The organism is Vibrio sp. V39_P1S14PM300, from assembly GCF_009904765.1.
Taxonomy (GTDB): domain Bacteria; phylum Pseudomonadota; class Gammaproteobacteria; order Enterobacterales; family Vibrionaceae; genus Vibrio; species Vibrio proteolyticus.
In genome coordinates this window covers 1-15,069 of record NZ_WXWP01000106.1, presented here as the reverse complement: position 1 = coordinate 15,069, position 15,069 = coordinate 1, and the positions used below count along the sequence as shown (strand labels likewise).

Below are 15,069 nucleotides of genomic sequence, written 5' to 3'. Positions count from 1 at the left end.
AATATTGAGATTTAAAACATCTCTTATTACAAACATTTATTTAATTAATGTTTGTTAACAAATTGCAGTCTAGAAGTTATTTGCAGAAAGTCTCAAAGAATTTCATCCTTTAGTTTAATTTTTGACCTGCATCTATAAAATTGGACCGATGACTTGGATTGTCATAAATCTCTGATACCTCTGAACTTTAACCACCAACCAGTACCGTTGGCATGCCTGAAACAATACTGCCGCCGTGACTGGTTGTATCCCCCATACGTACGAGAGGTTTGTTGTTCACCAAGACAGTCGTGCTGCCGAGAATGGCGCTGTCTGGTGTTCCTACACATACACATGAGTCGCCTAACGTAGAAGCTGGCAAACTGCCAATCAGGACGGTTGCTGCACCCGGGCCTGTGACCGGGCCTCCTACGTGAGGCACTGGGACGGCCGCAGGCGTTTGCATGGGGCATACGTGCATGTCACCAACTCTGGCTGCGGGTAAGCTCATCGTACTACTCCTCTGGGTTGTATCCTTGTGCGATCTTTAAAGCGGTATCCAGCGCATATTGATAATAGAGTGCGCTGTTGTCCCAGACCGGCAAAGCGGCGGCGTGGTTTACAGCGCCAGCGGCGGCTTTTGCGTACAGATTTGGGTCGGGTAAAACGACGGGTAAATCAGGCGTAACGATACTGCCGGCGCCATTCCAGAACACAGCCTGCGCCAGCCAGGACGGGCCACAGTTGAGCTGTAACCGGGTGGCAAACAATTCAGCTTTGCGCCTGAGTTCTTCAGAGGGGGATTGTACCCATTGCTTTGCCAGACTGATGCATTGAAGCTGGCTGGCATTCCAATCATCGTGCCGTTTATGTAAACACAGACTGGCCCACCATATGCACTCGCGTACAGGCAAGGCATGGGCGAGAAACTGGATCAGGTCGAAGTTCAGTTCATGCTCGGATAAAGTCTGAATGCTGTTGGTGACCGACATTTCGTCGTTGATCAGTGCCTTGGCTTCGTCACTGGCATTGAAACGATTGAGAACCTGAATGCCTGCCGCAAACGGGATTTTTTTATATTCCATTAATTCACCTTAACGATTGCGCCTTTGACTTCGCCCATAACGCCACCATCGAATGTGGCTTTGAGATCCGATTTAAATTCCGCGCTCAATTGTCCCTGCGCAGTCAGACTGGTGTCTGCGTCCATCGAAATACTCAAACCGCTGATGGAGTTCGAGCCGCTGGCCTCCAGTGATGTTGTTGCGCCACTGATTGTGTTCGATGAGGTTGCGCTACTTGAGACGTTTGTGCCCTCAAGAGACAAATCGCTACTGGCTTTGATATCGATGCTTTCTGACTCAATTGTGACCGAAGACGATGACATGGTGATTTTGCTCGATCCGACGATTAATTCGAGTTTATCATCGGCTTCTATGGTGATGGTTTTCGCGTTTTCCGACAGGGTTTTGCTGGACGTTAACGAGTAGTTGTCTTCTGTTGTGATCGTCATGGCCTTAGTGACGGTCTGCTTGAGCTCGCCCTGAACGGTTTCAGTCAGATCATTTTCTACTTCACGGGTCAGATCTTTAGCCGCGTGCAGATAGATGAGTTCGTTGTCTTGTTTATCATCGAAATAGAGTTCATTGCTCTCTCCGGATAACTGAGTTTTCCAGCCACTTTTGGTGGTGTTTTCTTCGTTGTAGGGCGGCGTATTTTTGCTGTTGTAAACACAACCTGTGATGATGGGCTGATCCGGATCTCCATCGATAAAGGAGACCAGAACTTCATGGCCGGCTCTGGGGACAAACTGACTGCCGTAGCTGCTGCCCGCCATCATTTGAGCGACTCGGACATAACAACTGGTCTTGTCACCGCTGGCGTCTGTATCCCAGTGAAACTGGATGCGAACCCGACCCTGATCATCCTGATTAATATCGCCCGCAGTCGAACCTGCAACCAAAGCGCTTTGCAAACCTTGTACTACCGGCTTGGGCTGTGGGGTTGGGTAATAAGGCACTGCTTTAGGAATGACAGTGACTCGGGCCTCGCATTCGACGGATTCGGAATAATAAAACCGGGTTTCAACCACTGCGTAATCGCCCAATTGGACAGTGTCTAAGTGGCTGGCCAGAGAGAACCAAGATCCGATGGTGAACTCGTCCTGGCTAGCGCTGAGCAAAACACGTTCATAGTTTTGCTCCAGTTGTTCCAGGCGGCGTTTGACCAGATTATCTGCCAGATCGGTATAGTCTCCCACAATGCCGAGCGGAGGGTAGTGCACGGCTGACAGTTTACTGTTGTTGGCTATTGAATGTGAGGACGTCTTGGCTTTACTGGACACCAGCTTGGATTGCGTGTAATCGTAGGCTTCCAGTTCAATACTGGTGCCATGAAACGAGCATTCGGGCTGCCAGTGAGTAATCAACGGATTGTCTCCAGAAGGCGTTTCCGACATATCAAATTTACTGGTTGAAGCCTGATCAAAGGGTGTCTGTGCATCCTGCAGTACCAGCTTATGGCTGCCGTCGCTATGGGTAAAAAAGTAGTTGATGCCTTCTTCTGCCAGCAACCGAGTGACGAAATCAAAATCTGATTCGTTGTATTGCAAACAATACTCCCGTTTGGTGGAGGGTAAACTGTTGGTGCTATACCAGCCACTGAATCCGGCTTGGGTAAAAATATCCGTCACTATGTCTTGCGTTGATTGGTTTTGATAGACACGAAAGGCTTGTGTGTGTTTAAGCAGCCACAGCCAAGGGCGAAGAGTCAGTTGATAGGACGCATATTGCAAGCTGCTGTCGAGCCCAAGTTGCTGGGCTCTGATGATCATGCCATGAAACACTCGGCTCGCAGTCAAAGTGCCGGATTCATTGGTGTAGCGAGTAATGGTCAGCCCTTGTCCGAGCTGCTCTTTAACGTCAAACGATTTTGCAACAATCGTCACCTGAATTTCAAATGGAGCAGAGACTCCTTCGGTGACGCGCAGTTCGGTCGCTTTATGTTCCTCTCCGCTGTAATCCTTAGCGGAGAGGGCACTTGCGGCCGCCGAAAATTGATCAGCCATACATCATCCCTGATTGCGATCTTTGTCTATTGGTAGTGTATCTACCCGTTGGTCTTGTTATTAAACAGTAGTATCGGGAGCGCTGAGTGAGCGTGAGCACATCGATATCACTGCAAAGCAGTCTAGGACATTTGATCAGTTTGAGCCTGCTGCTGAGCCAATCTTTGAGACCTGCCAGGAAAATATGCATACGTACAAAGCCAAAGCGGTTTCCTTTCACTAATCACGCGCAATGTGCTGTGGACTAAGCAGCTTATGTATGAACTGTTGACAATCTTGTCTTTTGAACAGTTTTTGGTTCTATCAGCTCAATTTCGTTTTTCCTGTCGTTAAGCCACGTATTCCTTTATTACTTGTCTATAAATCCATACTTCTTATTGAAATTAGTAAGACGGACGAAACAAGGGTTAAATTCGACCTTAGTCTAAATTGTCGACAATATTCTTGATTGTCGACAATGTGATCGTCTATTTTATAAGCAGAGTAAGTTGTTGCCACAGTCTCGCACATGTAAATAAAGCGAAGTGAAGCTGCGGAAGAAACGGGTAGACCATGAATGTAGAGAGTAGGTTACCTTTGGTGACCAAAGAGAATACGAAGTCAGAACACTTAACTGGCTATCTCATTGAGGCGATTGTTAATGGGGAGATTTTGCCGGGAAGCAAAATCTCTGAGCCAGAACTGGCACGGCGTTTCGAGGTCAGCCGCGGTCCACTGCGTGAGGCCATCATGAGAGTGGAGGGGCTCGGGCTGATTGAGCGAGTGCCGCATGTTGGTGCTCGGGTCATTACCTTCTCGTTTGAAAAATTACTTGAACTGTACGCAGTGCGAGAAGCGCTTGAGGGAATGGCAGCTCGGTTGGCTGCGCGCTACATCAGCGATGAAGAAATTCATGCGTTGGAACAGCTATTGTCGACACATTCCGAACATATTGATCAGGTGGAAGGGTCATCATACTTTCACCAACATGGCGATTTTGATTTCCACTATCGCATCATTAAAGCCAGTCGAAATAGCAAGCTGGTTGCCTTGTTGTGTGATGAGCTTTATCACTTATTACGCATGTATCGCTACCAGTCTCCACGATCACATTCAAGGCCCAATGAGGCGTTGAACGAACACAAATTTATTTTGCAGGCCATTAAGAACCGGGATGAAGAATTAGCAGAAATGCTAATGCGCAGACACATTTCCGGCAGTCGAACGCTGATTGAACAGCAGATCCTGCAAACCGACTCAGACGACTAGGAGAATTACCATGTCATTAAGCCCGGGAGCAAAATTCAGAGCGGCAGTCGCCCATAATGATCCGCTGCAAATTGTCGGCACCATCAACCCGTATTGCGCCATGATGGCGAAAAATATTGGTCATCAAGCGATCTATTTATCCGGCGGTGGTATTGCTAATGCGTCTTATGGTTTGCCGGATTTAGGCATCACTACGCTTAATGACGTGCTGGTGGATGTAGACCGAATTACGAACGCTTGTGATCTGCCGTTGCTGGTGGACATTGATACTGGTTTTGGAGGTGCGTTCAATATCGCGCGGACCATCAAATCGATGGAAAAAGCGGGCGCTGCCGCGGTGCACATGGAAGATCAAGTTGCGCAAAAGCGCTGTGGTCACCGGCCGAATAAAGCCATTGTCAGCCAGGAAGAGATGGTCGACAGAATCAAAGCTGCTGCTGATGCCAGACGGGACGACAACTTTGTGATCATGGCCAGAACAGACGCGCTGGCTGTTGAGGGGATCGACAAAGCGATAGATCGTGCGATTGCTTGTGTCGAAGCAGGTGCTGACATGATTTTTCCTGAGGCGATGAACAAACTGGATCAGTACGCACAGTTTGCCAACTCACTTGAATCTGCGGTTGGTCGACCTATACCTATCCTGGCAAACATCACGGAATTTGGCCAAACCCCATTGTACACCTGTGCGCAACTGGCGCAGGCAAAGGTTGACATGGTGTTGTATCCACTCAGTGCATTCCGGGCGATGAACCGGGCCGCAGAAATGGTCTACGCTCATTTACTGGAATATGGCAATCAGGAAGCATTGCTCGATTCCATGCAAACGCGGAAAGAGTTGTATGAACATCTCAATTACCACGATTATGAAGACAAGCTAGACAAACTGTTTTCTAGTCAGTAGCCAGATTCGGGTATCGCAACAAACAGGAAGCTCAAGAAATATCGCCTTAAATCCATAACGTGAAACCGTCCGAGCACCAATAACACCCCGAAAGAGGGTAAGAGCCGGACAGAAAAGGAGTTCAACATGCCTAACAAAGAATTAGGCGGCGCTGGCCTGCGTGGTCAGAGTGCCGGAAGCACATCATTATGTACTGTCGGAAAAACCGGAACGGGGCTGACCTACCGGGGCTATGATATTACCGATCTGGCAAACAATGCTCAGTTCGAAGAAGTGGCCCATCTTCTGCTAATTGGTCATTTGCCAACGCAACAGGAACTGGATATCTACAAAACCCGTTTGATGGGGATGCGTGGTTTGCCGCAAGAGCTGAAGCAGGCGTTGGAACTGATCCCAGCCGATGCTCATCCCATGGATGTAATGCGCACTGGGTGCTCGGTACTCGGTAATCTCGAGCAGGAAATGGATTTCTCTGAACAACAAGCGGCCACCGAGCGTATGCTGGCGCTATTTCCTGCCATCATCTGTTACTGGTATCGATATAGTCACGACGGTGTGCGGATCGACACTGAAGACAAATCGGAAGAATGTATCGGTGGATATTTCCTGAAAATGCTCACTGACAAAGTGCCGAGTGACCTCCATAAGAAAGTCATGCATTGCTCGCTGATCCTGTACGCCGAGCATGAATTTAATGCATCCACTTTTGCTGCGCGCGTATGTGCGTCGACCTTATCTGATATCCACTCCTGCGTCACGGCGGCGATTGGTACATTACGTGGCCCTTTGCATGGCGGTGCCAATGAAGCCGCTATGGAAATGATTCAGGATTGGAATACGCCAGAAGAGGCTGAAACCAATATTCTTCATATGCTCGAGCACAAAGAAAAGATCATGGGCTTTGGTCACGCGATTTATCGCGAAAGCGACCCTCGCAACGCCCTTATCAAACGTTGGTCGAAGGAACTGTCTGAAGCGGTCGGTGATACACAGCTGTATGCGGTCTCTGAACGGGTTGAAGCGGTTATGAAGCGTGAGAAGGGCTTATTTTGTAATGCCGATTTCTTCCATGCGTCGGCTTACCATTTCATGGACATACCCACCAAACTTTTCACGCCTATTTTTGTGATGAGCCGATTAACCGGCTGGGCGGCGCACGTTTACGAGCAACGTGCCAATAACCGCATTATTCGGCCGAGCGCTGACTACGAAGGCCCGGATGCACAAGTATGGGTGCCCATCGAACAGCGCGGTTAATCAGCGAGCGGCCTCTCGTAAAAGAGAGGTCGATGCGAAGTCTATAAGAGCAAGTTGTTATGAATAGCCAATATCGCAAGTTACTGCCGGGCACCAGCGTTGAGTACTTTGATACTCGCGCCGCGGTAAATGACATTTCTGATGGTGCCTACGAGACACTTCCGTATACCTCAAGAGTACTGGCAGAAAATCTGGTACGTCGCTGCGAGCCGGAAAAACTGGAGGCAGCACTACGCCAGATCATCGAGCGTAAGCGCGACCTGGACTTTCCGTGGTACCCCGCAAGGGTGGTATGTCACGACATTCTTGGCCAGACGGCATTGGTCGATCTCGCAGGTTTACGTGATGCCATTGCTGTCCAGGGGGGCGATCCGGCGAAAGTGAACCCTGTCGTGGAAACACAGCTCATCGTGGATCACTCTCTGGCGGTTGAACATGCCGGCTATGAACAGGATGCGTTTGAAAAAAACCGGGAAATAGAAGAGCGACGTAACGAAGATCGCTTTCATTTTATTGAGTGGTGTAAAACGGCATTTCAAAATGTCAGTGTCATCCCCGCAGGTAACGGCATTATGCACCAAATCAATCTGGAGAAAATGTCCCCAGTCATTCAGGTTAAAGGTGGGGTTGCATTTCCAGATACGTGCGTTGGTACCGACAGTCATACACCGCATGTGGATTGTCTGGGTGTGATCGCGATAGGTGTAGGTGGTCTGGAGGCGGAAACCGTGATGCTCGGACGTCCATCAATGATGCGATTACCAGACATTATCGGCGTTAAACTGACTGGCAGCCGGCAGCCGGGGATTACCGCAACCGATATTGTACTCGCGATCACCGAATTTTTGCGCAATGAACGCGTGGTGTCTTCTTACCTGGAATTTTTCGGAGAAGGTGCAAAAGATCTTACCATTGGTGATCGGGCAACCATTTCCAATATGACACCGGAATATGGTGCGTCAGCGGGGATGTTTTACATCGATGAACAGACGATCCAATACCTGAAGTTGACCGGTCGCGATGAGCAACAGGTCGACCTGGTAGAAAAATACGCCAAAACAGCCGGACTCTGGGCTGATGACTTAACCACGGCAAAATATGAGCGTGTATTGGAGTTTGATCTGTCCGCGGTTGGTCGCAACATGGCTGGCCCATCAAACCCGCATCGCCGATTACCAACATCTGAGCTGACAGAGCGTGGCATTTCCGGTGAATGGCAGCAGAAAGACGGGCAACTGCCTGATGGCGCCGTGATCATTGCGGCCATTACCTCGTGCACTAACACCAGTAATCCGCGCAATGTCGTTGCCGCTGGCTTAGTGGCGAAAAAGGCCAACCAATTAGGTTTGGTTCGTAAACCCTGGGTGAAAACGTCGTTTGCGCCAGGGTCCAAAGTGGCAAGGTTGTATCTGGAGGAATCCGGTCTATTGCCTGAACTGGAAAAGCTGGGCTTTGGTATTGTGGCGTATGCTTGTACGACGTGTAACGGAATGAGCGGTGCGCTGGCACCAGACATTCAACAGGAAATTATCGACCGCGACCTCTACGCCACTGCGGTGTTGTCGGGCAATCGAAATTTTGATGGCCGGATCCATCCTTATGCCAAACAGGCTTTTCTTGCCTCTCCGCCTCTGGTGGTGGCCTATGCGCTGGCGGGGACGGTTCGGTTTGATATTGAGCGGGATGCGTTGGGCGTTGACAGTCAGGGCAAGCCCATTTATCTCAACGATCTCTGGCCGAGCGATCAAGAGATTGATGACGTTGTTCAGCGCTACGTTAAGCCTGAGCAGTTTCAACAAGTGTATATCCAGATGTTCAAACCGGATGAAGGTTTGTTGAACACCAACCCGCTTTACGACTGGCGTCCGATGAGCACTTATATCCGTCGCCCGCCATACTGGGAGGGAGCGCTGGCAGGAGAGCGGACGTTGTCGGCGATGCGCCCTTTGGCCGTCCTTGGTGACAACATCACTACCGACCATTTGTCTCCTTCCAACGCCATTCTGGCATCCAGCGCCGCGGGGGAATATCTCACTCGGATGGGCGTGCCGGAAGAAGATTTCAACTCGTATGCGACTCACCGCGGTGATCATCTGACCGCACAGCGGGCAACGTTCGCTAATCCGAAGCTGTTCAATGAAATGGTGCAGGAAAATGGCGATGTCGTGCAGGGCTCGTTGGCGCGTATCGAGCCAGAAGGCAAAGTGACCCGCATGTGGGAAGCGATCGAAACATACATGGAACGCAAGCAGCCGTTGATCATCATTGCCGGTGCTGATTATGGCCAGGGGTCGTCCCGAGATTGGGCGGCAAAAGGTGTGCGTCTCGCCGGGGTTGAAGCCATTGCTGCAGAAGGGTTTGAGCGCATTCATCGAACGAATTTGGTTGGGATGGGCGTATTACCATTGCAGTTCATGTCAGGAGTAAACCGCCATACCTTGCAAATAGACGGAACGGAGCTATTTGACGTGAAAGGCACCATAGCTCCGCAAGCGGAACTGACGTTGGTAATCACTCGACGTAATGGCGAGATTATTGAGGTGCCTGTACTTTGCCGTCTAGATACGGCTGATGAAGTTGACGTTTATAGTGCTGGTGGGGTGTTGCAACGCTTCGCACAGGACTTTTTGGCCGGATAAGGGGCTCGATGAGAATGCAAGCTAAAGAATATACCAACGGTCAAATGCGTATACCGGCGATGTACATGCGTGGCGGTACCAGTAAAGGCGTTTTTTTTAGTCTGGATGATTTACCCCCTGACGCGCAACAGGCCGGCCCGGCACGGGATAAATTGTTGTTGCGTGTTGTTGGCAGCCCAGATCCGTACGGGAAGCAAATTGATGGGATGGGGGGCGCGACATCAAGTACCAGCAAAACTGTAATTGTGTCCAAAAGCCAGCGGGCAGATCACGATATTGATTATCTGTTCGGACAGGTATCCATTGATCAACCCTTTGTCGACTGGAGTGGAAATTGCGGAAATTTATCAGCGGCAGTCGGACCATTTGCACTCCACGCCGGGCTGATAGAGCAAGAGCGGATACCGCAAAATGGTGTGGTCTCTGTCCGGGTCTGGCAGGCCAACATCGGTAAAACCATTATCGTTCATGTGCCAGTCCGTCATGGCAAAGTTCAGGAAACGGGCGAGTTTGAACTCGATGGCGTTACTTTCCCTGCGGCAGAAGTGCAGGTGGATTTTATGGACCCGGCTGCGGGAGAAGGAGCCATGTTTCCCACTGGAAATCTGGTGGACGATCTGGAGGTGCCTGGATTGGGCACCATAAATGCCACGTTAATCAATGCCGGAATACCAACCATTTTTGTAGATGCAGCTGCCATCGGATATCGCGGGACGGAACTGCAAGATGACATTAATAACGATGCTCAGGCATTGACGATGTTTGAAGTGATACGGGCACACGGCGCGTTGAAAATGGGTTTGATTAAGACGCTACAAGAAGCCGGGTCTCGCCAACACACGCCAAAAGTTGCGTTTGTGGCGACGCCACAGGATTACACGTCATCCAGTGGTGAGTTGGTGACGGCGTCACAAGTGGATGTATTGGTGCGGGCGCTGTCAATGGGGAAACTGCATCATGCCATGATGGGGACGGCGGCAGTGGCGATCGCGGCAGCAGCCTGTGTACCAGGTACATTGGTTAATCTGGCGTCGGGAGGGGGACGCCGCCAGTCAGTGACATTTGGTCACCCATCAGGAACGTTGAAAGTAGGGGCTACGGCAACAGACACTCAGGACGGTTGGGTTGTAGAGAAAGCCAGTATGAGTAGAAGCGCCAGAGTATTAATGGAAGGCTGGGTCAGAGTCCCGGCTGATATTCTGGCTTAGCAAGGAAAACTCAAGGAGGAGACGGATGTCTACTTATCTGAATGAATATCAACACGCTACCGACCATCCGGAACAATTCTGGAAAGAGCAGTCCGAATACATTGACTGGTTTGAAAAGCCCCGCACAATTCTGGGTGCTGATGAGAATGGCATTGAACGCTGGTTTCCCGATGGTTTGCTTAATACATCCTGGCTGGCGCTCGATTATCATTGTGAACAGGGGCGAGGCGATCGGAACGCTCTGATTTATGACTCGCCAGTCACCGGAGTAAAGCGTCACTACACCTATACCGAGCTGCGTGATGAGGTTGCCCGTGTTGCTGGTATGTTGGCGAAACAAGGTGTCAGCAAAGGCGACCGGGTTGTAGTTTATATGCCTATGATCCCGGAAGCCGCAATGACAATGCTGGCGTGTGCACGCCTTGGAGCGATTCATTCGGTGGTGTTTGGCGGTTTTGCGGCGAATGAATTGGCGGTACGCATTGAAGATGCAGAACCCAAAGTGCTTGTCACTGCGTCATGTGGTATTGAAATCAACAAAGTGATTGAGTACAAGCCGCTGGTCGACAAAGCTATCATGGACAGCCGTTGGAAACCCGATACCGTGGTTGTTTTGCAACGTGAGCAACTTAAAGCCGATCTGAATCAGGAACGTGATGTTGATTGGTGTGAAGAGCTGAGCCAGGCGACACCGCATGCGTGTGTGCCTGTGCTTTCGACAGACCCGCTTTACATCCTCTACACCTCTGGAACGACAGGCAAACCTAAAGGGGTGGTTCGTGATAATGGTGGTCATGCGGTGGCGATGAAGTACTCCATGGCAACCGTGTATAATATGCCACAGGATGGCGTATTCTGGGCGGCGTCAGATGTTGGCTGGGTAGTCGGGCACTCCTACATTGTTTATGCCCCGTTGATTCACGGCTGTACAACGATTTTATTCGAAGGTAAGCCAGTACGTACCCCAGACCCAGGGGCATTCTGGCGTGTGTGTGAAGAGTATCGTGTTAACGCGCTCTTCTCCGCACCGACGGCGTTTCGGGCGATCAAAAAAGAAGATCCGCAGGGTGAACATATTCGTCGGTACAACCTGTCTTCGTTACAGACCATTTTTATGGCCGGTGAACGCTTAGATCCACCCACTCTGGATTGGGTCGCGCAGCATACGGGTAAATCGGTCATTGACCATTGGTGGCAAACGGAAACTGGCTGGGCCATTGCCGGTAATCCCATCGGTTTGGAAATGATGCCGATCAAAGCCGGATCGGCGACAAAGCCGATTCCGGGGTATCAGGTCGATGTACTTAACGAAGTCGGGGAAGTGGTTGGCCCGAATGAACAAGGTTATGTGGCGTTAAAACGTCCGTTACCGCCCAGTTGTCTGCCGACTGTCTGGCGTAATCATGATCGTTTCGAGAGTGGGTATTTGAGCCAGTTCCCTGGCTATTATGTCTCTGGCGATGGGGGCTATCTGGATGAAGATGGCTATCTGTTTATCATGGGGCGAATCGATGATGTGATTAATGTAGCAGGTCATCGTTTGTCGACCGGTGAAATGGAAGAGGTCGTGGGTGGTCATCCTGCGGTTGCGGAATGTGCGGTCGTCGGTATCCACGATGAGTTAAAAGGGCAGCTGCCGCTTGGACTGGTGGTACTGAAAGATGGCGTGAAGATGGACGAGCATCAACTTGAAGATGAGCTGGTCGGGAAAGTGCGCAATGAAATTGGCGCTGTGGCGTGTTTCAAGCATGCACTGGTTGTGGAGCGTCTGCCGAAAACCCGTTCAGGTAAAATCTTGCGGCGAGTCATTCGTCAGATCGCCGATGGCGAGCAGTATACGATACCGTCCACGATTGATGACCCAGCCAGCCTGAGTGAAATCGAACGAGTGTTGCATGACTAATGACCATGTCTCACATTTAACACCGAGGAGCCCCGATTTATTGGGGCTTTTTTATTTTTGATCCCTTAGAATCACATCAATTGACACTGAACTTGCTATAAATACGCGTTATGTTGCCTATCCGGCTATCGGCTGCGAACAGCCACGACCTTAACCAGCTCAATGAACTGATGTTTCAGTTACACCACGAGCATCATCAACAATCCCCTGAGCATTTCAAAACGGCGGAAGAGATCGAGCAGGAGAAGAGCATTGCTCGCTATCTGGATGATCCGGAGTGCTTCGTTTTTGTGGCCCGGTTTGAAGAAACTCTGGTCGGTTTTGTCAGTGGCCACTTTTGTGAGCTGGTGTCTTCAGTGAGCAAACCTGTGCCGATGGGGAGTATTGATGAATTGTATGTATTGCCTGCGTATCGTAAGCAGGGGATCGCGATACAGTTATGCCAGCGCATCGAACGCAGTTTTAAAGAGTGTGGCGTTGAGCAGATGTTTGTCGAAGTATGGCATTTTAATGATTCAGCGGTAGAGCTTTATAAGAATTTAGGATTTGAGCACCATATACACTGGCTGCGCAAATCCATCCGAACCTAAAAAGGTGTTGTGTGAATAAACAATCTTTGTGGTGTCTGTTTGGCACCGTATTGTTGCTGTGTTCTACGCTGTTTTCATCAACAGCGGCTGCCGTTCAGAAGCACCCGAACGAAGTACGTGGTGCTCTGTGTTTGGTGCGAGCTAATAACCAGCTCGTCATGGTCAATGAGATTCTGACCAAAAAATTGTCGTTACCTGGTGGTCTGATATCAAAAGGTGAAACCCCCAAGCAAGCCGCTCAAAGGGAAACTTGGGAGGAAACAGGGCTGGCGGTTACCGTAGGCGATCTACTGGGGTATACGGAAAAAGCGGCCGTTTTTGACTGCGTATCGGATTCGGACATTATCGCGTTCGGCTTCAATAACCGGTTTGACGGTTATGAGCTACCGGTTTGGTTTGCACCTCATTATGGCGTCGAAGTGTCGGGCGCGATGCTGTTGTCTCCGGAAAGCTTGTTGCCTGAACTGTACCGTTATCCACAACAGTGGACCGTGATTCAATCCATGTTTGACGCAGCAACAGAACAGTCGGTGACCTATGTAAACCAGTTGGCAGACGCTGCTCCGGCAAGGCATCAGGTTGAGCTTAACTGGATTGCAACGCTTCAGGGCCTGGTTGCCGAGTTCTCGCCACACATTGCTTCCGGTGTTAATGCACTGATGATGCTGGGAAATCAACTGGCTCAGCCGTGGATTTTCATTGTTATTTTTCCGGCTCTGTATTGGCGATTTGGTAAGGCAATGTGCTACCGGACTATGTTTGCCATTACGTTGACCTCACTGTTGTGTCTTGTCGCTCAGCAAGGGTTTGCGTTACCGCGACCTCATGTGTATGTGCCTGAATTGCAGATGAGCTCAAGTTTTGGCAATGGTTTTCCAAGCTTACCGGTCGCGGTGTGGTTTTGCGTGGTGACGCTGGTTTTAAACGGGCTGGATAAATTAACGTTCAATCGTTATACCGCGTTGAGTCTCGCCAGTTTGTTTTGGCTGGTATTGGCGAAGTTTTATCTTGGTGCTGCGTTTTTAAGTGATATGCTGGCTGGAATCCTACTCGGTGTTCTGACGGCGTGGCATGTCATCCGTTTGGAAAAGAAGCCGGATATCAACGTGGACGCCTTACTTTGCTCTAATGGTTTATGGATAGCATTGACGATAGCTGCGGCGACCCTGACGGCAATCTGGCCGTTGCCAGTGTTTACGGCCTGGCTGGCAATTTTGGTGACGATGACAGGATTGGTGGTGACAGTGAATCAATCCGAGGGGCAGGTTGGTGGGCGAAGTCTTATCTCTATGGTCTTGTTGTTGCTATTGCTCAATGAGGTGATTTTGTACATGGCTGGGTTTGTTGCTTACAGCAGTATTTATTCTTTGGTGATGGAAGCGATTCGTTTCCCGTTACTGATTTTGGTTTTTGCATTGAGTGTGAGGCGTCTCAGCGTACAATCAGCATAATGAAAAGCCTCGCCGAAGCGAGGCTTTTTGCTATCAGATATTCAGGACGAACTTTTCAATCACAGCGGCGACGCCATCGTCATCGTTACTGAGCGTAATGTAGTCAGCAATCGCTCTGGTTTCTTCCATTGCATTAGCCATCGCAACGCCCAATCCCGCATACCGCAGCATATGGTGATCGTTCTCAGCGTCGCCCATACAAATCACTTCTTCTGAACGGATACCTAAGTGCTCCGAGATTGCCTGAATACCGACACCTTTGTTGCTGCCAGTGTTGAGGAATTCGAGAAAGAACGGTGCGCTTTGCACGATGGTGAAGTCTTGGTGCAGTTCTTGTGGCAGTGTTTTGATCGCGGCGGTAAGTTTATCTGGCGCAGCGACAATCATGGCTTTAACGATCGGGTGATCATCTTCCAAAGTGTCAAAGTCTATTTCGGTAACTGGCAGGCCATTGATACTGGCTTCCACTTGGGTGTATTCACTGGTCTTTGGCGTAATTAAACCGTGAATCTGGCTAAACGCATGTGTATTGAGACCAAGCTCTTGAGCCAGTTTGGCAACTTGCTTAGCGGCACGCCCATCAATGATTTTCTGGTGGATAATGGCACCACTGCCGAGTTCTTTTACCATGGAGCCGTTATAGAACAAAACAAACTCGTTATCACCGGAAATACCCAGTTCATCCAGTTTGTCCTGCATGCCCTCTAATGGGCGACCTGATGCCAGTACGACTTTGACCCCGGCCGCTCGTGCTTTGGCAATAGCGTCTTTAGTGCGGGGAGAGATGGCTTTTTGGCTGTTCAGCAAGGTGCCATCCATATCC

The 15,069-nt window shown here is 50.0% G+C and carries 12 protein-coding genes; 8 read left to right on the top strand and 4 right to left on the bottom strand.

The features are described from left to right. Positions 1–187 precede the first annotated feature (187 nt). Genes CAG65_RS05145 through CAG65_RS05135 form a run of 3 tightly spaced genes read right to left on the bottom strand, consistent with a single transcriptional unit; the run spans position 188 to position 3,046 of the window. Positions 188–490 (bottom strand): PAAR domain-containing protein, encoded by a 303-nt coding sequence (locus CAG65_RS05145; protein ID WP_021705580.1) that lies wholly within the window; start codon positions 488–490, stop codon positions 188–190. A gap of 4 nt (positions 491–494) precedes the next feature. Further along, entirely contained in the window at positions 495–1,064 is a 570-nt protein-coding gene (locus tag CAG65_RS05140) for a DUF6931 family protein (RefSeq protein ID WP_161448036.1), read from the bottom strand. Next, positions 1,064–3,046, bottom strand: a complete 1,983-nt coding sequence (locus CAG65_RS05135; RefSeq protein ID WP_161452628.1) for a type VI secretion system Vgr family protein — start codon at positions 3,044–3,046, stop codon at positions 1,064–1,066. The genes CAG65_RS05140 and CAG65_RS05135 overlap by 1 nt, the downstream gene beginning before the upstream one ends. A 552-nt stretch (positions 3,047–3,598) precedes the next feature. Between CAG65_RS05135 and CAG65_RS05130 the strand changes: the two genes are divergently transcribed. From CAG65_RS05130 to CAG65_RS05095, 8 genes are all read left to right on the top strand, one after another. Continuing rightward, on the top strand, positions 3,599–4,294 hold the full coding sequence (locus tag CAG65_RS05130; protein WP_021705583.1) for a GntR family transcriptional regulator: 696 nt from the start codon (positions 3,599–3,601) through the stop codon (positions 4,292–4,294). A gap of 10 nt (positions 4,295–4,304) precedes the next feature. Next, on the top strand, positions 4,305–5,198 hold the full coding sequence (prpB, locus tag CAG65_RS05125; protein ID WP_161452626.1) for a methylisocitrate lyase: 894 nt from the start codon (positions 4,305–4,307) through the stop codon (positions 5,196–5,198). A 126-nt stretch (positions 5,199–5,324) separates the two neighbouring features. After that, positions 5,325–6,455, top strand: a complete 1,131-nt coding sequence (gene prpC / locus CAG65_RS05120) for a bifunctional 2-methylcitrate synthase/citrate synthase (protein WP_021705585.1) — start codon at positions 5,325–5,327, stop codon at positions 6,453–6,455. A 59-nt stretch (positions 6,456–6,514) separates the two neighbouring features. Beyond that, on the top strand, positions 6,515–9,094 hold the full coding sequence (gene acnD / locus CAG65_RS05115) for a Fe/S-dependent 2-methylisocitrate dehydratase AcnD (protein ID WP_161452624.1): 2,580 nt from the start codon (positions 6,515–6,517) through the stop codon (positions 9,092–9,094). Between the two features lie 14 nt (positions 9,095–9,108). Then, on the top strand, positions 9,109–10,302 hold the full coding sequence (gene prpF / locus CAG65_RS05110; protein ID WP_161452622.1) for a 2-methylaconitate cis-trans isomerase PrpF: 1,194 nt from the start codon (positions 9,109–9,111) through the stop codon (positions 10,300–10,302). A 25-nt stretch (positions 10,303–10,327) separates the two neighbouring features. Then, positions 10,328–12,205: a propionyl-CoA synthetase gene (locus CAG65_RS05105; RefSeq protein ID WP_161452620.1), complete on the top strand. Its 1,878-nt coding sequence runs from the start codon at positions 10,328–10,330 to the stop codon at positions 12,203–12,205. A gap of 110 nt (positions 12,206–12,315) precedes the next feature. Next, positions 12,316–12,795 (top strand): GNAT family N-acetyltransferase, encoded by a 480-nt coding sequence (locus CAG65_RS05100; protein WP_021705589.1) that lies wholly within the window; start codon positions 12,316–12,318, stop codon positions 12,793–12,795. 11 nt (positions 12,796–12,806) lie between these two features. Next, positions 12,807–14,246, top strand: coding sequence for an NUDIX domain-containing protein (locus CAG65_RS05095; protein WP_161452618.1), 1,440 nt, complete (start codon positions 12,807–12,809; stop codon positions 14,244–14,246). Positions 14,247–14,279: 33 nt separating this feature from the next. Here CAG65_RS05095 and CAG65_RS05090 read toward each other — a convergent pair. Beyond that, the coding region (locus CAG65_RS05090) for a Cof-type HAD-IIB family hydrolase (protein WP_161452616.1) at positions 14,280–15,069 on the bottom strand (790 nt) is incomplete at its 5' end.